The following is an 18,657-nucleotide window of genomic DNA, read 5'->3' as shown; positions in this document are numbered from 1 at the left end:
GTAGGCGCTTGCCCTGCGCCCCGCTCCTAAAGAATTCGCTTGCAGCGGTCCGCCGCCCGGACAAGCTCCTACAGCGGCCTTGTAGCAACCTCTGAATTCATGGCTCCGAGACCTGTTGACAGGGCACTGCCAGTCATTCACAAACCAGGGAGCCAGGATCTCTCGAAACGATGGGACAACAGCGGTCCACGAACCGTGATTCGTTAGCGGCCGGCGTTTTGGTGATATTGTCCCTTCAAATCAACATTGTTGGCGTGTGAATAGCAAATGCTATCGGGCGCAAGTCAAGCAGCGTCCACAGCGACGACATTGGCGCCCATCCACACTCCTATGCGATCATCACGCTCATTGTCCGCTTCAACGAGAAGGAGCTCCCATGTCCGATCCAGCCCAGGCGCTGGTCGCGCTTATGTATGCGCTGCCCCTGCTTATACCCGCTATCATCGGTGTCGTTCTCGGCGCCATCAACATGCAGCGGGCGCGCAAAGCGGCGGTTCTGGTCATCATCGCCAGTGTCTTGCTGTTCCTGGAAGGGGGATACAACGTTGTTTCCCAGATCTTCATCATACCTCTGGTAGGCGATGCCCTGTCCTGGGAGGTGTTCGGCGCCATCAATGGTGGCGTGTATGCCATCCTCACGTTGTCCGCGACCATTTTGTTGATATCCGCCGCTTTCGTCGGTCGCGGGAAGGAGCAGTCGCTCTCTGACGGCAATGCCGATCAAAACTCTGGAGCAGGCCTTTCCCACGTCCCGCCCCAACTGTCCCAGGCGCCGAATCATCGCGGCGCTCTTGTGCTGACGCTCGGTCTGATTTCCTTGTTGGTATTCCAGCCTCTTGGCATCGCGCCCTGGGTAATCGGCGTGCAAGATCTGCGCGCCATGCGTGAAGGCCGTATGGATCCGGAGGGCCGCGGCACCACCCTGGCCGGCATGATCCTGGGCATCATCGCCATCGTCTTGTTCGTGCTCAGTTTGATCGCAATAGGCTTCTTCATCACCGCTCTGGCCAACAGTAACTGGGCATACTAAGTACCCGAAGGGCGTCACGATGACGCCCCGGCGAACAGGTAGTCGTCACGAGTACTTCGCAATTCCCACCAAAAGGCATTTTCCTATCACGCACCATAGCTCAACGTGTGATTTTCCTTTATCGGAATTATGTCATGTCATGGATTGATGTTCTGCGTAGCAACATGATTAACCTGATTCCAGCAACGATCGGTCTGATACTGGCCGTTCGCTTCTTTCATCGATCAAGAACAGCTGCTCTATTAACCACTCTCAGCTGTGCCTTGGCGTGGACCACCTTGTTGGTCAGTATGATCTTGCGCGGTATCGTAAGCACAACGTTCATACAGGAAGTCAATCACGATGCACTGGAGGCGTTGCACTCCATATCCCTACCTGTATTTATTCTACTGGAAGGCTCAATAATGCTACTGCTCGTAGCTGCCGTATTTGTTGACCGGAAGCCACCTACCTTGCTTGCAGCGGATCAATCCCAGGGTGCCAACATCAGCCGGCATCGGGGCGTGACCACCTTGGTACTGAGTTGGGTATTCTTACTCCTGTTCCCTTCTTTCGCGATCACTACTCTGGTCATGGGCGTACAGGATTTAAGAGCCATCCGCAGGGGCGATTTGGATTCCGCAGGCCGGCGCGGCATGATCATTGGCGTCATTGTCAGCGCCATTGCTCTGGCCTGGTTCCTTATTGCATTGATTGCCTCAATCTGGATTGCTCGGGGAGTTTACGATGGCAGCATAGCTCTATTTCGGAGTGGAATTTACTAATGCTGAGTTTCTTTCATACTCTGCTAAGTGCGGGACCAACCTTCCTGCCAGCCGTGATGGCGTTGATTGCCAGTGGGCTGTATTTCCGCCGTTTTCGCAAACCCGCCTTGTTGATGATCGCGGCCGCCTTGTTGCTCTGGCTGAATGCTCTTTATTCCCTGTCGGTGGATCTGGCTCTGGGCGCCGGTCTGATCGGCTCTCGTGATCCCAACCTGGAATTGTTCATACTCATCGACGGCGCCATAAGTCAGAGCCTGACCATGGGCGGTTACGCCTTGTTGATCTGTGCGGCGTTCGTCGGGCGCGGCGACGGAGCGCCCGATGTGGGGCACGCTAGTGAAAGACAAGCCAGGGAGCTGGTGCTGATCGGCGCCCTCTCCCTGCTGTTGTTCCAACCGCTGGGTATCGTCGCCTGGATGGTTGGGGCCCGGGATCTGCGTATCATGCGCGGCGCCGGCGCGGATCAAGACAACCGCGGTACTGTCATGCTTGGCATGGTATTGGGTATTGTCTCCGTGGCCCTGTTCGGTGTGACGCTGGTCACCGCCGCCATTACCGTTAATGTGGTCACCAATATGGTCTGAGCGGCCGTTGCCGGGAGCGACAAGGTCACTGCGGTCGCTTCCCACGGCGACGTTGCGGAGCCCTCTGTGGGAAGCTGGTCGTTTGGTCGTGACGTCAGGCCTTGTCGTCGATAAGAACGCGATAAATCAGTGCGCCTACAGCCCCGCCGATAATCGGTGCCAACCAGAACAGCCACAATTGCGCGGTGGCCCAGTCTCCGACATATAACGCCACGCCGGTACTGCGTGCCGGATTCACCGAGGTGTTGGTGACAGGGATGCTGATCAGGTGGATCAGGGTCAATCCCAAGCCGATGGCGATGGGGGCAAAGCCTTGCGGGGCGCGGCCATGGGTCGAACCCATGATGATGATCAGAAACATCGCCGTCATCACGATTTCAGTCAACGCCGCCGCCATCAGGGAGTAACCGCCGGGGGAGTGTTCTCCGTAGCCGTTGGAGGCGAAACCAGCACTCACGTCGAAGCCCGTCTTGCCGGTGGCGATCAGGTAAAGCACGCCCCCGGCGATCACCGCGCCGATCACCTGAGCCAGAACATAGGGAATCACTTGCCCGCCAGGGAAACGCCCACCCACCCACAGCCCAACCGATACCGCGGGATTCAGATGGCAGCCGGAGATATGACCGATGGCATAGGCCATGGTGAGCACGGTCAGGCCAAAGGCCAGCGCGACACCGGCGAAACCGATTCCGGTTTCCGGGAAGGTGGCGGCCAGTACCGCGCTGCCACAGCCACCGAGAACGAGCCAGAAAGTCCCAAAACATTCCGCTATATATTTGTTCATCGTGCAGTCCTTTGTATGAGGGGATTGCGTTTATATACATAAGGACGGCTCACCATGGCCAGCGTTATCCCTGTCGAATAACGCTTTAGTGTCATTCTTTTACGAACGCGTGGTATTTCTTCACCAAAGCCAGCCCGTTCTTCCGCCATGCCGGCGGCCTTCATTGACTTACATTGCTTACATGGTATGATAATCGTTTTCATTTGCAATTAGACCTTTTCTGGCCTTTCCAGAGAACGCGTCATCTGCATTCCGTTTTTCGAGGTAAGGGAGAATCCCCCATGCATCATCGACTGCTCTGGCCGGCATCGGCCATCGGGGTGGCATTGGTATGCCCGGCGTATGGCGCCGAACAAACCCAGGATCATGTTCTCGAACCGGTCGTCGTCAGTGCGTCCCGGACCGGTGCCACTGAACATGACACTCCGGAGGTGATCCGGGTCATCAAGAAAGAGGAAATCGAAGAGCAGCGTCAGATCACCTCGGACTCCTCTCAGATCCTGAGTAATCTGTTGCCCTCCTTTTCTCCCAGCCGTCAGAAAATGAGCGGCAGCGGCGAGACCCTGCGTGGCCGGACGCCACTGGTGATGATCGACGGCATTCCCCAGTCCAACCCGCTGCGTCCCACCGGACGGGAAATGCACACCATCGACTTCGCCATGGTGGAACGTATCGAGGTGATCCAGGGCGCCAACGCCACCAACGGTCTGGGCGCCACTGGAGGTGTCATCAACCTGATCACCAAAAGACCCGAACCAGGCTCCCTGAATCAAAACATCGACGTCCAGATAACCACACCCACCTCTGAATTGAAGTCCGAAACCCTGAGCTACAAAACCCATTACGGGGTAAGCGGCAACGCCGGCAAAGTCGACTATCTCTTCGCCCTCGGTTACGAGGAACAGGGCATGTTCCTGGATGGTGATAACCATCTAATTGGCGTGGATAACACCCAGGGCGATCTGATGAATTCGCGTAGTTATGACGCCATGGGGAAACTGGCCTACTGGCTGGATGACAATCAGCGTTTGCAGTTGAGCGTGAACCGGTATCGGATCAAGGGACTGAACGAGTACGTCAGTGTTAGTGGCAAGCGGGACGAAGGTGTGCCCACTACCTCCACTCCAGGCACCCCTGAAGGCGACGCACCTTACAACGAAGTCTGGACCACCGGCCTGAGCTACGATCACTACAATCTGGCGGGTATGCAGCTCAACGCTTTGGCGTTCTATCAGGATTACGAGTCTCTGTTTGGCGCTACTGATTCCAATTCTTTCCAGGACCCGGCCATCGTCCCGGCGCCTGGCAGGCTCTACGATCAGACCATGGCGGAAACCACCAAGTATGGCACCAAGGTTTCCCTGACCAAGGACGGCCTCTGGAATGGCCGGCTCAAACTCACCGGCGGCTTCGACACACTGTTTGATAACACCGAGCAGTTCCTGTGGCTGACCGACCGCACCTACGTGCCGGAAGTGGAATACACCGACCTTTCGCCGTTCATTCAGATCCAGCTCAAACCCATCGACTCCCTGACACTTTCCGCCGGCGCCCGTTACGAATACGCCGAGCTGAAAATCGACGGTTACAATACAGTGTGGAACAATGGCGGCGTTTATGTGGAAGGTGGCGATCCCAGCTTCAACGATACCCTGTACAACGTGGGCCTGGTCTGGGCGCCACAAGACAACTGGAACCTGTTCGCCAACTACTCGGAAGGTTTCGCGCTCCCTGATGTGGGCCGTGTGCTGCGAGGCATTAATCAATCGGGTCAATCAGTGGAAGACTTCAAGGACCTGCGCCCCATCGTCACCGACAACGTCGAAGGCGGCGTTCGCTATCAGGACGGTCCCTTCAGCGCCGAGGTGAGCTACTACGTCTCGTCTTCGGACTACGGCAGCCGTATCGAGCGTGAAAACGATGCCTTTGTAATGCGGCGGGAGAAAACAAAGATCGATGGCATCGAAGGAACTCTGGGCTACCAGTTCACACCGAATCACAGCGGCAAACTGGCCTACTCCCACATGCGTGGACGCTATGACAGCAACGACGATGGCACTCTGGATGCACGACTTAATGGCCTGAATGTGGCACCGGATCGCCTGATCACCAGCTGGTCAGCGCGCTGGTCTTCCAGGCTGACCTCATTCGTGCAAGCCAACTATGCTTTCGATAAAAACCTCGATAAAAGCCCCAAGGGCGATGACCTGGACTTCGACGGCTATCTGCTGGTGGACGCCGCCATTGGCTACCGGTTACCCAAAGGGCAACTCAGCGTGGCGCTTTCCAATCTCCTGAACAAGCAGTACGTCACCTATTACTCACAAAGCGCCCTGGCCAATAACGACCGTTATTTCACCGGCAGAGGGCGCACCTTGACAGTGGGCTATCGTCTGAACTTCTAATGCTTCCCGGGTGGACGTAAATCCACCTTCTGCACATTCGCATCCGTCGCCTGTGGTTCCGCGTCCAGATCACGCACCAGACCGCAGGCGACGCATTCCATCCATTGCTTATCGCCATCGATAACACGTTGGATCTTGTCCATCTTTCCGCATTCCGGACAGGTGGCACCGGCGATAAATTGACGTTTCATAATCTGACTCGTTGGACAATTTCCAGGTCATGCGAAATGGGCAGTATCCTTCGCTTGCAGGCAAGCTCCCACAGAGCTACGAAGCTGCTGTGGGAGCTTGCCTGCAAGCGAATACCCACTTCTCCCTGACTAGACGTCGATACCACTATGCCGCAGTAACGGCTCCACGCTCGGTTCGCGGCCACGGAACGCCTTGAACAGTTCCATCGGCTCCCGGCTGCCACCCAGGGCAAGGATGTTGTCACGGAAAGCGCGGCCGGCGTCCTCATTGAACGTGCCTTCTTCCTCGAACCGCGAGTAGGCGTCGCTGGAAAGCACTTCCGCCCACTTGTAGCTGTAATAACCCGCGGCGTAGCCACCGGCGAAAATGTGTGAGAAACCGTTCTGGAAACGATTGAACGCCGGCGGCTTGATCACCGCCACTTCGTCACGGACCTCATCCAGAACCTTCTGAATACTCAGCTCCGGCGTGTATTCCGCGTGCAAACGCATGTCGAACAGGGAGAACTCCAGCTGTCGCATCATGCCCATGGCGCTTTGGAAATTTTTCGCCGCCAGCATCTTGTCCAGCATCGCTTTGGGCAGCGGTTCGCCGGTTTCATAGTGACCCGAGATCATTGCCAGACCTTCTTCGGTCCAGCACCAGTTTTCCAGGAACTGGCTGGGCAGCTCCACCGCGTCCCAGGCAACACCGTTAATGCCGGAAATCCCGGACACTTCCTGCTCGGTCAGCATATGGTGCAGGCCATGACCGAACTCATGGAACAGCGTCACCACCTCATCGTGGGTCAGCAGGCCCGGCTTGCCCCCGGCCGGCGGCGCGAAATTGCAGGTCAGATAGGCGACCGGGGTTTGCAGCGAACCATCCAGCCGGCGGCGGCGAATACGGGCGTCATCCATCCAGGCGCCGCCGCGCTTGCCGGTGCGCGCGTACATGTCCAGATAGAAGGCGGCGCGGACACCGCCGTCATCGTCCACCAACTCGAAGAAGCGGACATCCGTATGCCAGGTGTCCACGTCATCGCGCTGACGGAAGCGGATACCGAACAGCTTGCCGACCACGGCGAACATGCCATCGATGACTTTTTCCGCCGGGAACCAGGGACGAAGTGCCTCGTCGGAAAGATCATAACGGGCTTCACGTAGACGCTCGCTCCAGAATCCAATGTCCCAGGGTTGCAGATCCGTGGCGCCCTGTTCCGCGGCGAAGTCCTGTAGTTCCTGCAATTCCTTCTCCGCCTGCGGTTTGGCTTTGAGCGCCAGATCGTGAAGGAAGTGCATCACCTCATCGACGCTACGGGCCATCTTGGTGGCCAGCGATTTTTCCGCATAGCTCCCGAACCCGAGCAGTTTGGCCTGGGCATCACGCAACGCCAGAATCTCGTCCATGACGGGTCCATTGTCGAAACGGCCGGCGTCCGGTCCTTGATCAGAGGCCCGAGAGGTGAAGGCGCGATACATTTCCTCGCGCAGGGCACGATTACGGGCATGGCTCATGACCGCCAGATAGACCGGGAAATCCAGCGTCAACAGCCAGCCGTCCAGTCCCTCGGCCCTGGCGCGATCGGCGGTGCCAGCCAGCGCGGTTTCCGGCAGGCCGTCCAGCTCCTGCTCATCGGTAACGTGTTTTTTCCAGTTCTGGGTGGCGTCCAAAAGCTGGTTTTCATACTGTGTGGTCAGTTCGGAGAGGCGTTTGGCGTTCTCCATGTAACGGCGCTTGTCTTCCTCCCCGAGGGCGACGCCGGACAAGCGGAAATCACGCAGGGTATTATCAATATCCTTACGCTGGGCTTCATTGAGAGTGGCGAATTCGGCGCTGTCGTGGAGCGCCTGATAGGCCGCGAACAAGGCGCTGTTCTGTCCCACTTCGGTGCCGTATTCGCTGAGCAGCGGCAAGCAAGCGTTGTAAGCTTCCCGCAGCGCCTCGTTCTGGGCCACCGCGTTAAGATGCCCGACCGGGCCAAAGGCCTTGCCAAGGCGGTCGTCCTCTTCATCAAGCGCCGCCACCAGCGCCTGGTAACCCACGTCACCGGCTTTCAGCACCGTCTCGATACGCTGGCGGCCATCCGCGATCAGTTGCTCCACCGCCGGTTTTACCTGCTCGGGACGGATCTCGGAAAAGGGGGGCAGATCCGGGTAGTCGATCAACGGGTTGTGACTCATGGGGCCTCTCGTTATAAACGGAATTCACCTGATTGGGAGAAAGAGATGGGGATTCGTCGCTTCGAAGACAAGGTACCGCAACTGGGCGAACGGGTATATGTGGATCCCGCCGCCACCGTGATCGGTGACGTGGCCCTGGGCGAGGACTGTTCAATCTGGCCGGGGGCGGTGATCCGCGGCGATATGCATCGTATCCGCATTGGCGCCCGCACCAGCGTCCAGGACAACGCTGTGCTGCACATTACCCACGCCTCCCGTTTCAACCCGGACGGCTTTCCGCTGACCATCGGCGAGGATGTCACTCTTGGCCACCAGGCCATGCTGCATGGTTGCACCGTGGGCAACCGGGTCATGGTGGGTATGCAGGCGATGATCATGGACGGCGCGGTGGTGGAAGATGACGTGATGATCGCCGCCGGCACTCTGGTGAGCCCCGGCAAACGCCTGGAAAGCGGTTGGCTGTACCGGGGCAGCCCGGCCAAACCGGCGCGCCGCCTCACCGAGGAGGAGCTGGCGTTCCTGCCCTATGTGGCGGGGAATTACGTGAAACTGAAGGATCAGTACCTTAAATCGCCCACATGAACGACATGTTGCCGAAGCTGATCGGGTCGCTGTCGCGGATCGGTGATGTGGAGTGCTGCAAGGTCATGGTAAAGCTGAAGCGGTCATTGCGAACACCGGCCCCACCGATCAGAGTGACGGTCCAGTCTTCCTTGTCGATGTTGTAGTCCCCGCCCTTGCGCTCGATGTAGGAATAGCCGTTGTACTGCACGGATGACCCCAGGAACAGCTCCCAGCCGAACCCGGGGTTATCGAACAGCCCCACCAGAGACCCGGCGGTACCGATGCCCGCGTAATCCGGAATGAAATTGCCGGGCAGGTTGCGGCCGAAACGGATGAACCCTCCGCTCTGCGCATTGCCGTCGAAATTATTGACGTCAACGCCCCAGGCCCCACCCAGCTCCAACTGATAACCGCTGTCGTATTCCCGCTTGAGGAAGCGATGGGCGTGCAAAAAATAGACCCCGCCGATCAGATCCGGGCCAAGCTGGTTGTCCCAGCCCCTTGGCCGGGTGGAACCGGTGACCTTATGAACGATCTTCTGGCTTTCCTCCGCGCCGGAGTCCGGGCCCACCACGCCGCCCCGTATACCATAGCCATACAGGTTACGGGCATCCCAGCTGAACAGCCCCAGTTCCAGATTGCTGTAGCCCACATAGGGCACATCCGTGTAGTCCGGCGTGGAACGCTCGATGTCGTCGGGCGTCACCATGATCTGTTCCAGGCTGACCGTGAGCGCATGGCGCTCATCCGCCGCGGACACTCCCGGCAGCGGATCCAGAGCCCGCGCCACCGCGCAGGTTGCCCCGCCGTTGTCATCGCACTTGCCATGGCCATCACCGACCCAACTGATGCGCAGGCCATTGGTGTAGTTCTTGTCCAAACCGACGAACAAGTCGTTATCCCAGGCAAAACCAAACGTATCCGCACCACAGACGCCAGCGAAGGAAAGGCCGGCACCAAGGATCCAATTTCGCACCTGAATCATGACGCGCTCCGTAGGCTGTTAAGCACCGGACGAGTGTCCGGCCGCCACCCCCGCCAAACCTGAAAGGCCTCCGCCGCCTGCTCCACCAACATGCCCAGGCCATCACAAACACCCGCCGCGCCGGCGGCGTCCGCCCACCTCATGAACGGCGTCGGCTGACGGCCATAAACCATGTCGTAGGCCACCGTGTCCCGGTGCACCAGGCTCACCGGCAACGCCGGCATTTCTCCTTGTAATCCCGCCGATATGGCGTTGATGATGACGTCGAAGTCACCGCCCAATTCTTCCAGTCCCGCCGCCGCCACCGGGCAATGCGGATTCTGGAATAACGTGACCAGATTCCGCGCCCGAGCCACGGTACGGTTGGCAATGGTCAGTGCCACCGGTTTGCGCGCCAACAGGGGCCCAAGCACACCGCGAACGGCACCGCCGGCACCCAGAATCAGTATCCGTCGCCCTTGCAACTCCCAGCCCTGGTTATCGCACAGGTCGGTAACCAGTCCGGCGCCGTCGGTGTTGTCGCCATGCCATTTACCCTGCTCTTGCCACAGCGTATTCACCGCACCGGCCTGACGGGCCCGCTCGGTGAGTACGTCGCACAGATCATGGGCCTGTTCCTTGAACGGCACGGTAATGTTGGCGCCTTTGCCTCCGGCCTGGAAAAAGGCGCCGACCGACTCGGCGAAGCCGTCCAGAGGCGCTTCGATACGCTCGTAGCTAAGGTTCTCGCCGCGTTGAACGGCAAAGGCATGGTGGATGTCCGGTGACCGGGAATGGCTTACCGGATTACCGAACACGGCGTAGCGATCGGTCATACCCACTCCTTGTGAATCAGGAACTGTTGGTACAAGGCGGCTTCTTCGCTACCCGGCTGTGGCCGCCAGTCGTAATCCCAGCGTACCAGCGGCGGCAGCGACATGAGGATGGATTCGGTGCGACCGCCGGATTGCAGGCCGAACAGGGTGCCGCGGTCGTAGACCAGGTTGAATTCCACGTAACGGCCGCGCCGATAAAGCTGGAAGCGGCGCTGGCGCTCACCAAAGGGGATAGCCTTGCGGCGCGCCACGATCGGCCGATAGGCCGGCAGGAAGGCATCACCGACACTGCGCATGAAAGCAAAGCTGTCGGCGAAGCCGAGCCGGTTGAAGTCATCGAAAAACAGCCCGCCGATACCACGCGGTTCGTCCCGGTGTTTCAGATAGAAGTAGCGATCGCACCAGGCCTTGAACTCCGCGTAAAGATCCTCGCCGAACGGCGCGCAGGCGTCTCTCGCCACACTGTGCCAGGCCACCGCGTCCTCTTCGAAACCGTAATAAGGCGTCAGGTCAAAGCCGCCACCGAACCACCATACCGGCGCTTCACCCGGCTTTTCCGCCAGAAAGAAACGGACATTGGCGTGACTGGTGGGCACGTAGGGGTTGTGCGGATGCAGCACCAGCGAAACGCCCATGGCCTGAAATGAACGTCCGGCCAGTTCCGGCCGATGGGCGCTGGCGGAAGGCGGCAGGCTCTCGCCATGCACATGGGAGAAGTTGACCCCGCCTTTCTCAAACACCGCCCCCTCGCTGATTACCCGGCTACGGCCGCCGCCGCCTTCCGGGCGCTCCCAGGCGTCCTCGATGAAGCGGGCTCCGCCGTCCTCGTCCTCAAGCTCCCGGCAAATGCGGTCCTGCAGCTCAAGCAGATAGTGCTTTACCGCTTGCGGCGCCACATCGGTCATCGGCATTACTCCGTGGTTATCTGGGCGGTCGCGGGGGTCAGGCCCGCACTACCCGCCCGGTTTCCAGATCGATAATGGTGGAAGGACGGGCTCTGGGATCGCAGTCACCGGTCACTATGAAATCCAGCTCCGCCCCCATCGCCCGGGCGACCTGAAAGCGATTGCGGGCAGGGGGCTGGCCGGCGCGGTTGGCGCTGGTGGAAATGATCGGCGTGCCCACGGCCCGGGCCAGGGCCCGTACCAGCGGGTGCGGACTGACCCGCACCGCCACCTTGGCGTGTTCGCCGCGAACCCACTCCGGAACCGCCGGGGTGGCCGGCAGCAAATACGTCACCGGTGCCGGCCAGATATCACTCAGTTGCCGGCGCTGATCGCCACTCAGAGCAACCAGTCCGTCGAGTTGGGACAGGTCCGCGGCCACCATGATCAATCCTTTACGCCAGGGGCGGGATTTGATCGCCAGCAGTTTGTTCACCGCCTCACGATTGAACGGGTCGCAACCGAGGCCGTAAACGGTTTCCGTGGGGTAAGCGATTACGCCGCCCGCGTGAACAATGCGGGCGGCTGTGTCCAGGTGCAGATTCATGTAAAAAGCGCGTCAGGACGAATAGGGAGAGCCTCTCCGGTCGGCACGTAGGATACCCGTTGTGGCGGTCATCCCGCCAGCACCGGACGGATCGCCGCCCGACAGCCTTGGCGGGTCAACCCGGCGGACGGCTCACATAGCCGCCACCGACCCGTTCGATGCACCCCTCCCGCTCCAGTTCCAGCAACGCCGCGGTCAGCTCCGGCGGCGCCAGACCGGAGCGCTCGCAAAGCTGGTCCAGGGTATTCACACCGCCGATGAAATACCGCAGCAACGGCGGCGGCGTTTCAACAAGCGAAGGGCTGTGCGCCACGGTGCGATGAAAGTCCTCGAATGCCGCCAGCACATCGTCGGTACATTCCAGCCAGTTGGCCCCTTCCCGCAGCAGTTTATGGCAGCCTTTGCTGAGCGGGTTATGAATGGAACCGGGGATGGCGAACACTTCCCGCCCTTGCTCGGCGGCACAGCGGGCGGTGATCAGGGAGCCACTGCGCAGCGCCGCCTCCACCACCACGACACCCAGGCTCAGGCCGCTGATGAGGCGGTTGCGTTGCGGGAAAGAACGCCGGGAAGGCGGGCGCCCCGGGGCGAACTCACTCACCAGGGCGCCGCCAGCGGCGACGATCTCCCCGGCCAGCCGGCGATGGCGTGGCGGGTAGAGCTCGCCGGGACCGTGCCCCAGCACCGCCAGGGTGATCCCGGGGGCAGCCAGGGCGCCACGGTGGGCGGCGCCGTCCACGCCCAGGGCCAGCCCGCTGGTGACGGCGAATCCCGCCGCGGCCAGGCAACGGCTGAAACGATAGGCGTTGGCCTCCCCTTCGGCGGACGCGCCACGGGCCCCGACCATGGCGATTTGAGGCCGCGCCAGCGCGGACACCTCGCCCAGTACCGCCAGCACCCCCGGCGCGTCCGGCAGATCCGCCAGCAGCGGCGGATAATCCTCGTCCCCCAGGGCCAGCCAGCGCCAGCCCTGAGCGGCCAGCGGTCGCCACTGCGGCTCGAGGGATTCCGGGGCCGTCAGCCAGCTCCGGCGTTCGCTCGGATTCGGCAAGCGCCCGGGCAGGGCCTCGGCATACCGGGTCAGAGGGGTTTCGTCGATGGGCCGGCGACGCAAGGCCTCGCCGAGGTGCATGGATGCGGGGTCGAACGCCTTGGCCAACGCCAGGCGCGCAAGCTGGTCTCGCATAAAAACGCACCTCCCTGTGCGCGTTATGGACTCTGTAAATCGGCCTGAGGCCGAATGCCAAAAGATTGCGGCTCGGACAACTCCAATAGAGATAGCCACACAGCCGCTGTGGGAGCTTGCCTGCAAGCGAATTCCTGGAACGCACCCCCATTCGCTTGCAGGCAAGCTCCCACAGCAGGCTTAGTAACTGCCTTCCGGGCTTTCCACTACATCATTCATGTAAACTGGGCGTTGGGACTCCATGATCAGCCCGTAGCTGACTTTCTCGAACACCCGGAACAGCACCAGGGACCCGGCCCTGGTACGCGGCAGGCGCACCATCTCATCCTGCTGCCGGTCCCGGACCTGCTCGCCCTGCTGGAAGATATCCAGCACGTGGCCTTCCTCCATGCCTTCCCGGGTGCCGCGGTTGATCACCACCACGTCGTTGCGAGCGACGCTGCTGATCCGGTCGAAGAAGCGGATGATACGGCCTTCCACTTTTTCATCCGGCGCGTGCGGATACAGCAAGGCGCGCACGCGTTGATCCGGTTGCGGGAACAGCCGATCATCCACCCGCAGGTCCTCGGAAGAGCGCAACACCTGCAGGGTTGCCATGTCTTCCTCGATACGTTCCACCGAGGCCAGACCGACCTGACGGGCCTCGTAGCCCAGCACTTCATCGGTGACCGGGTCCACGTATTCCTCGCCCACGCGATACAGTCCATAGCGCCGCTCGGCATTTTCCCAGCGCTGTTCCGGGTCACGGGCGTGGACGGTGTCGCCGCCGCCAAAGATGACGCGGCGATCCTGCCCGCCGAGCACATAGGGCGCGGTGGTGATATCCGTACGTTCCAATACCAGCGCCTGCTTGAGATAGCTCTGGATGGCGTTCATCGGAATCGCGGGAATGGCGTCCTCGCGGCTCATTTCCCGTACCCTTGGCGACAGCTTCACGGTGCCGTCGGGCAACCGGCTCTGTTCACCGCTGGCGCGATCCAGTTCCAGCCGCGGTTCGCCGTCCACCCAGGACAGACGAATGGCGTCACCGGGGAAAATCAGATGCGGGTTCTTGATGGCGGGATTGACGTGCCAGATCTCGGGCCATTGCCAGGGATGTTCCAGGAAACGCCCGCTGATGTCCCAGAGAGTATCGTCTTTCTTGACGTAGTAGACGTCCGGGTGATTATCGCGCAGGGTTACGGCGGAAACGCCGGCGGCCACCACCAGCATCGCGCACGCCGCCGCCAGGCGCCGGAGCGTTTTGATCATCAGTGGTTTCCTTTTATGATTATGAGCACCCACGTTGTGGATGCATCCCCCAAATCGGCGTGAGCCGATTCTCGATACTAGCAACGTGATCATAGAGTTAGCAACCAAATCTAAAGTAGTCTGGCAATAGCAGACTAGCCGGGACCCCAAATGGCCAAACTGGAAATACTTGAATTCCCCGACCCCCGACTTCGCACCGTAGCAAAACCGGTGGAACAGGTGGATGACGCGCTTCGCAAACTGATCGACGATATGGTCGAAACCATGTATGAAGCGTCCGGCATCGGCCTGGCGGCCACCCAGGTGAACGTGCATCAGCGTTTGCTGGTGATCGATGTCTCCGAGGAGCGGGATCAACCGCTGGTGTTTATCAACCCGGAGATCACCCCGCTCACCGGGGATCTTGCCCCCTATGAGGAGGGCTGCCTGTCGGTGCCCGGTTTCTACGAACAGGTGGAGCGGCCGGCGCGGGTGATGATCAAGGCCCTGGACCGGGATGGAAATCCGTTTGAGATGGAGGCCGATGGCCTGCTCGCCACTTGCATCCAGCATGAGATCGATCATCTGGACGGCAAGCTGTTCGTGGATTACGTATCGCGGCTCAAGCGTGACCGCATCAAGAAGAAACTGCAGAAGATTCACCGCCAGCAAGCCTGAGCGCCTGACAGCGCAAGCAGACTCTGACATCCATTCCCCCGGGGCGGCAGCGCCGCCCCGTTTCCTGGAGACGGATCACCATCGTGGCCCATTCCGAACAGTCTTCTCCCTTACGGCTGGCCTTCGCCGGCACGCCGGACTTCGCCGCGAGCTGCCTGCAGGCGCTGCTGGACAGCCCTCACGACGTTGTCGCCGTGCTGACGCAGCCGGACCGTGGCGCCGGTCGCGGCAAGAAGGTCAAGCCGGGGCCGGTCAAAGCACTGGCGGAAAACGCCGGCATCCCGGTTCTGCAACCCACCACCCTTAAGGACGAAGCGATCCAGGCCCAACTTCGCGATCTCGGGCTGGACGCGCTGATCGTGGTCGCCTACGGCCTGATCATCCCCCAGGCGGTGCTGGATATCCCCCTGCTGGCCTGCGTCAACGTGCACGCTTCGCTGCTGCCGCGCTGGCGTGGCGCGGCGCCGATCCAGCGCGCCATCATGGCCGGTGACCGGCAAAGCGGCACCACCATCATGCGCATGGACGCCGGCCTCGATACCGGCCCCATGCTGCTCGCCGAAGCGCTGGACATCGGCGAGCGTGAAACCGGTGGAGAACTGCACGACCGGCTGGCCGGGCAAGGCGCGCGCCTGCTGGTCACGGTGCTGGAGGATCTGCCCGGCCATTTACAGCGGGCACAGCCACAGCCGGACGATGGCGTCACCTACGCCCACAAGCTGAGCAAGGAAGAAGCCCGCCTGGACTTCCGTCTACCGGCCCGGGCCCTGAGCTGCCGTATCCGCGCGTTCAATCCCTGGCCGGTGTGCTGGTTTGATCTGGATGGCAAGGCCGTGCGGGTATGGGAAGCGCGGGAGTGCGACGCCGACACCACCCTGCTGGAGCCGGGCGACATCGTCACCGCCGACGCCGACGGCATAGTGGTGGCCTGCGGCGACATCGCATTGCGGTTGCAGCGTATCCAGTTGCCCGGCAAGAAGCCGATGAGCGTGGCCGAGGTACTGCGCGGCCACCCGGATCTGTTCGCGCGGGGCGGTCATCTTGGCTGAGGCCGCCCCCAACCCCCGTCTGGTGGCGGTACGCGCCCTCAATCGTGTGCTGCCCGGCAGTGGCGATGGCGCCAGTCTGCGCGAAGTGCTGCGCGCCCAAGCCCTGGACGGCGCCGCCGGCGGCCTGATGCGCGACCTCTGCTTTGGTGTCTGCCGCTACCTGCGCCCGCTCAATCACTGGCTCAATCAACAGCTGAGCAAGCCGCTCAAACCCAGTGCCCAACCGGTGCGTCTGGCGCTCCTGTGCGGCCTTTACGAACTGTGGTTCAGCGACCGCGCCGATCATGCGGTGGTCAATGCCTATCCGGACCTCTGCCGCAAATTGAAAGCGGGCTGGGCCAGCGGCCTGGCCAACGCGGTGTTGCGCAAGGCCAGCCGTATTGACGCCGCCACCGCCTTCGCCGACTACCCCGACGCGGTGCGCTGGTCGCTGCCGGACTGGCTCTGGCAACAGTGGCAAAGCGACTGGCCGGATCAGGCCGCCGCCATGGCCGAGGCCAGCCTGACGCCACCGCCGCTGACCCTGCGGGTGAATCAGCGGCACCACGACCGCGACCATTGGCTGACACAATTCGGCGACGAAGCCCGCGCCGGCGCCCTCTCTCCTTGGGCGCTGTATCTGTCGCCACCCCGCCCGGTCACCTCCCTGCCCGGTTTCACCGAGGGCGAACTGACGGTGCAGGATGAAGCGGCGCAACTGCCGGTGACCTTGATGGCGGTACCGGACGGCGCGCGCGTACTCGACGCCTGCGCCGCGCCTGGCGGCAAGACCGGGCAGTTGGCCGAAGCCTTTCCCGGCGCGCGGCTGGTGGCACTGGACGTGTCCGAGCCACGCCTGCGTCAGGTGCGCGAGGCGCTCAAGCGTCTCGGCGCCGAGGCCACCGTGCTCCAGGGTGACGCCGCCGAACCGCAAAGCTGGTGGGACGGTGAGCCGTTTGACACCATTCTGCTGGACGCCCCCTGCTCGGCTACCGGCATCCTGCGCCGTCAACCGGATGTGAAATGGCACCGCCGCCGCCAGGACCTGCCGGCACTGGTGGATTTACAAGCGCGCATGCTGGATGCACTATGGCCGCTTCTGCGCCCCGGGGGTACGCTGGTGTACGCCACCTGCTCGGTGTTGCGCGCCGAAAACGATCAGCAAATCAGCGCGTTCCTCGAGCGCACCGAAGACGCCACCGAGGACACGCCGGGCATTGGCGATCCGTCACCGGCGTCGCGGGGCTGGCAATTGCTGCCGCGGGATCAGGGGCCGGACGGTTTTTATCTGGCCCGCCTGCGCAAAACCATGGGGTGATCGGACCACGATCATGAAGATCATTATTCTGGGTGCCGGCCAGGTGGGTGGCACGTTGGCGGAGAACCTCGCCGGCGAACGCAACGATATCATCGTCATTGATACCGACGGCGAGCGCCTGCGGGAACTGGGGGACCGTCTCGACATCGGCACGGTGCAGGGCATGGGCTGCTATCCCAGCGTGCTCAAGGACGCCGGGGCCGAGGACGCCGACATGCTGATCGCGGTGACCAACTCCGACGAAGTCAACATGGTCGCCTGCCAGGTGGCGTACAGCCTGTTCCGCACCCCCACCAAGATCGCCCGCATCCGCACCGCCCATTACACCAGCCGCGCCGACAAGCTGTTTAACGAGAGCGCCATTCCCATCGACGTGATCATCAGCCCCGAGCAGGTGGTCACCGACTATATCAAGCGTCTGATCGAACATCCCGGTGCTCTGCAGGTGGTGAATTTCGCCGGCGGCCGGGTGCAACTGGTGGCGGTGCGCGCCTATTATGGTGGTCCGCTGGTGGGTAACGAGCTGCGTGAACTGCGCAAGCACATGCCCAATGTGGATACCCGGGTGGCGGCGATTTTCCGCCGTAACCGGCCCATCATTCCGGAAGGCAACACGGTCATCGAGGCGGACGACGAAGTGTTCTTCATCGCCGCCAAGAACGACATCCGCGCGGTAATGAGCGAGCTGCGCCGGCTGGAGCACAATTACAAGCGCGTTCTCATCGCCGGCGGCGGCAACATCGGTTATCGCCTGGCGAAAAGCATCCAGCACCGCTACAACGTCAAGGTCATCGAGCGCTCTCCGCAACGGGCCGACTGGCTCGGCGAAAAACTGGAGCACACCGTGGTGCTGCAGGGCCTCTCCACCGATCGCGACGAATTGCTCAAGGCCAACATCGAGAACACCGATGTGTTCTGCGCTCTGACCAACGACGACGAGGCCAACATCATGGCCTCGCTACTGGCCAAACGCCTGGGCGCGCGCAAGGTGATGACACTGATCGCCAACCCCGCCTACGTGGACCTGGTTCAGGGCCATGACATCGACATTGCCATTTCACCGCAACAGTCCACCATCGGCAGCCTGCTCACCCATGTACGCCGTGGTGACGTGGTCAACGTCTATTCGCTGCGCCGTGGTGCCGCCGAAGCCATCGAGGCGATTGCTCACGGTGACGCCAAATCCTCCAAGGTGGTGGGCCGCGCCATCGAGGACATCGACTTGCCGGAAGGCACCACCATCGGCGCCGTGGTACGCGGTGAACGGGTGCTGATCGCCCATGATGACGTGGTGATCGAACCGAACGATCACGTGATCCTGTTCCTGATCGACCGGCGCCGCATCCGCGATGTGGAAAAGCTGTTCCAGGTCGGGTTCACGTTCTTCTAGGAAACGCATGCACGCTGACACGCCAACACGCTTGCACGCTCGCAAGTGCCA

Annotated in this window: 18 protein-coding genes; 9 read left to right on the top strand and 9 right to left on the bottom strand. The window is 61.3% G+C overall.

The genetic code is table 11. The annotated features are described in order from the left end of the window. Positions 1-376 precede the first annotated feature (376 nt). The 3 genes from MA04_RS07020 (at position 377) to MA04_RS07010 (ending at position 2,378) form a co-directional block, all read left to right on the top strand. Complete coding sequence (locus MA04_RS07020; RefSeq protein ID WP_262459913.1) at positions 377-1,030, top strand: hypothetical protein; 654 nt, start codon at positions 377-379, stop codon at positions 1,028-1,030. Between the two features lie 134 nt (positions 1,031-1,164). Beyond that, positions 1,165-1,794 (top strand): hypothetical protein, encoded by a 630-nt coding sequence (locus MA04_RS07015; protein WP_262459912.1) that lies wholly within the window; start codon positions 1,165-1,167, stop codon positions 1,792-1,794. Beyond that, on the top strand, positions 1,794-2,378 hold the full coding sequence (locus MA04_RS07010; RefSeq protein ID WP_262459911.1) for a hypothetical protein: 585 nt from the start codon (positions 1,794-1,796) through the stop codon (positions 2,376-2,378). Before MA04_RS07015 ends, MA04_RS07010 begins: the two co-directional genes overlap by 1 nt. Positions 2,379-2,472: 94 nt before the next feature. On the opposite strand, the gene aqpZ is transcribed toward MA04_RS07010, so the two are convergent. After that, a complete protein-coding gene (aqpZ, locus tag MA04_RS07005) occupies positions 2,473-3,162 on the bottom strand; it encodes an aquaporin Z (RefSeq protein ID WP_262459910.1) in 690 nt (229 codons plus the stop codon). A gap of 281 nt (positions 3,163-3,443) precedes the next feature. Between aqpZ and MA04_RS07000 the strand changes: the two genes are divergently transcribed. Then, the gene (locus tag MA04_RS07000; RefSeq protein WP_262459909.1) at positions 3,444-5,567 is read left to right on the top strand and encodes a TonB-dependent receptor; all 2,124 of its coding nucleotides are present in this window, start codon (positions 3,444-3,446) and stop codon (positions 5,565-5,567) included. Here MA04_RS07000 and MA04_RS06995 read toward each other — a convergent pair. Together MA04_RS06995 and prlC are read right to left on the bottom strand one after the other, a co-directional pair. Next, a complete protein-coding gene (locus tag MA04_RS06995; RefSeq protein WP_097058308.1) occupies positions 5,564-5,758 on the bottom strand; it encodes a YheV family putative metal-binding protein in 195 nt (64 codons plus the stop codon). The genes MA04_RS07000 and MA04_RS06995 overlap by 4 nt on opposite strands. 129 nt (positions 5,759-5,887) lie before the next feature. Then, positions 5,888-7,921, bottom strand: coding sequence for an oligopeptidase A (gene prlC / locus MA04_RS06990; protein WP_163124556.1), 2,034 nt, complete (start codon positions 7,919-7,921; stop codon positions 5,888-5,890). 45 nt (positions 7,922-7,966) lie between these two features. Between prlC and MA04_RS06985 the strand changes: the two genes are divergently transcribed. Continuing rightward, positions 7,967-8,503 carry a gamma carbonic anhydrase family protein gene (locus tag MA04_RS06985; protein WP_022996622.1) on the top strand — a complete coding sequence of 179 codons (537 nt, stop codon included), beginning with the start codon at positions 7,967-7,969 and terminating at the stop codon, positions 8,501-8,503. Here MA04_RS06985 and MA04_RS06980 read toward each other — a convergent pair. The 6 genes from MA04_RS06980 to MA04_RS06955 form a co-directional block, all read right to left on the bottom strand. Then, positions 8,487-9,470, bottom strand: coding sequence for a lipid A deacylase LpxR family protein (locus MA04_RS06980; RefSeq protein ID WP_163124559.1), 984 nt, complete (start codon positions 9,468-9,470; stop codon positions 8,487-8,489). The two genes, MA04_RS06985 and MA04_RS06980, sit on opposite strands and share 17 nt — an antisense overlap. Next, complete coding sequence (gene aroE, locus MA04_RS06975) at positions 9,467-10,285, bottom strand: shikimate dehydrogenase (protein WP_163124561.1); 819 nt, start codon at positions 10,283-10,285, stop codon at positions 9,467-9,469. Before aroE ends, MA04_RS06980 begins: the two co-directional genes overlap by 4 nt. Further along, positions 10,282-11,190, bottom strand: a complete 909-nt coding sequence (hemF, locus tag MA04_RS06970; RefSeq protein ID WP_163124563.1) for an oxygen-dependent coproporphyrinogen oxidase — start codon at positions 11,188-11,190, stop codon at positions 10,282-10,284. The genes aroE and hemF overlap by 4 nt, the downstream gene beginning before the upstream one ends. A 37-nt stretch (positions 11,191-11,227) precedes the next feature. Then, entirely contained in the window at positions 11,228-11,776 is a 549-nt protein-coding gene (locus MA04_RS06965) for an L-threonylcarbamoyladenylate synthase (protein WP_262459908.1), read from the bottom strand. 115 nt (positions 11,777-11,891) lie between these two features. Beyond that, positions 11,892-12,962, bottom strand: a complete 1,071-nt coding sequence (dprA, locus tag MA04_RS06960; protein WP_262459907.1) for a DNA-processing protein DprA — start codon at positions 12,960-12,962, stop codon at positions 11,892-11,894. 180 nt (positions 12,963-13,142) lie between these two features. Further along, on the bottom strand, positions 13,143-14,213 hold the full coding sequence (locus MA04_RS06955; RefSeq protein WP_262459906.1) for a LysM peptidoglycan-binding domain-containing protein: 1,071 nt from the start codon (positions 14,211-14,213) through the stop codon (positions 13,143-13,145). Between the two features lie 150 nt (positions 14,214-14,363). On the opposite strand from MA04_RS06955, the gene def reads away from it, so the two are divergent. From def to trkA, 4 genes are all read left to right on the top strand, one after another. Further along, positions 14,364-14,870, top strand: a complete 507-nt coding sequence (def, locus tag MA04_RS06950) for a peptide deformylase (RefSeq protein WP_262459905.1) — start codon at positions 14,364-14,366, stop codon at positions 14,868-14,870. 83 nt (positions 14,871-14,953) lie between these two features. Then, positions 14,954-15,919 (top strand): methionyl-tRNA formyltransferase, encoded by a 966-nt coding sequence (gene fmt / locus MA04_RS06945; protein WP_262459904.1) that lies wholly within the window; start codon positions 14,954-14,956, stop codon positions 15,917-15,919. Then, positions 15,912-17,216, top strand: coding sequence for a 16S rRNA (cytosine(967)-C(5))-methyltransferase RsmB (rsmB, locus tag MA04_RS06940; protein WP_262459903.1), 1,305 nt, complete (start codon positions 15,912-15,914; stop codon positions 17,214-17,216). Before fmt ends, rsmB begins: the two co-directional genes overlap by 8 nt. A 13-nt stretch (positions 17,217-17,229) precedes the next feature. Continuing rightward, entirely contained in the window at positions 17,230-18,606 is a 1,377-nt protein-coding gene (trkA, locus tag MA04_RS06935) for a Trk system potassium transporter TrkA (RefSeq protein ID WP_014992484.1), read from the top strand. The last annotated feature ends 51 nt before the right edge of the window (positions 18,607-18,657 follow it).

The organism is Alloalcanivorax balearicus MACL04 (assembly GCF_025532145.1).
GTDB classification, from domain to species: domain Bacteria; phylum Pseudomonadota; class Gammaproteobacteria; order Pseudomonadales; family Alcanivoracaceae; genus Alloalcanivorax; species Alloalcanivorax balearicus.
Note: the sequence above shows the minus strand (reverse complement) of the source record. Positions and strands in the feature narration are given on the sequence as shown.

Coding starts and splice junctions, on each gene's coding strand:
- MA04_RS07020 (WP_262459913.1), top strand. CDS start 377: ATGTCCGATCCAGCCCAGGCGCTGGTCGCGCTTATGTATGCGCTGCCC.
- MA04_RS07015 (WP_262459912.1), top strand. CDS start 1,165: ATGTCATGGATTGATGTTCTGCGTAGCAACATGATTAACCTGATTCCA.
- MA04_RS07010 (WP_262459911.1), top strand. CDS start 1,794: ATGCTGAGTTTCTTTCATACTCTGCTAAGTGCGGGACCAACCTTCCTG.
- aqpZ (WP_262459910.1), bottom strand. CDS start 3,162: ATGAACAAATATATAGCGGAATGTTTTGGGACTTTCTGGCTCGTTCTC.
- MA04_RS07000 (WP_262459909.1), top strand. CDS start 3,444: ATGCATCATCGACTGCTCTGGCCGGCATCGGCCATCGGGGTGGCATTG.
- MA04_RS06995 (WP_097058308.1), bottom strand. CDS start 5,758: ATGAAACGTCAATTTATCGCCGGTGCCACCTGTCCGGAATGCGGAAAG.
- prlC (WP_163124556.1), bottom strand. CDS start 7,921: ATGAGTCACAACCCGTTGATCGACTACCCGGATCTGCCCCCCTTTTCC.
- MA04_RS06985 (WP_022996622.1), top strand. CDS start 7,967: ATGGGGATTCGTCGCTTCGAAGACAAGGTACCGCAACTGGGCGAACGG.
- MA04_RS06980 (WP_163124559.1), bottom strand. CDS start 9,470: ATGATTCAGGTGCGAAATTGGATCCTTGGTGCCGGCCTTTCCTTCGCT.
- aroE (WP_163124561.1), bottom strand. CDS start 10,285: ATGACCGATCGCTACGCCGTGTTCGGTAATCCGGTAAGCCATTCCCGG.
- hemF (WP_163124563.1), bottom strand. CDS start 11,190: ATGACCGATGTGGCGCCGCAAGCGGTAAAGCACTATCTGCTTGAGCTG.
- MA04_RS06965 (WP_262459908.1), bottom strand. CDS start 11,776: ATGAATCTGCACCTGGACACAGCCGCCCGCATTGTTCACGCGGGCGGC.
- dprA (WP_262459907.1), bottom strand. CDS start 12,962: ATGCGAGACCAGCTTGCGCGCCTGGCGTTGGCCAAGGCGTTCGACCCC.
- MA04_RS06955 (WP_262459906.1), bottom strand. CDS start 14,213: ATGATCAAAACGCTCCGGCGCCTGGCGGCGGCGTGCGCGATGCTGGTG.
- def (WP_262459905.1), top strand. CDS start 14,364: ATGGCCAAACTGGAAATACTTGAATTCCCCGACCCCCGACTTCGCACC.
- trkA (WP_014992484.1), top strand. CDS start 17,230: ATGAAGATCATTATTCTGGGTGCCGGCCAGGTGGGTGGCACGTTGGCG.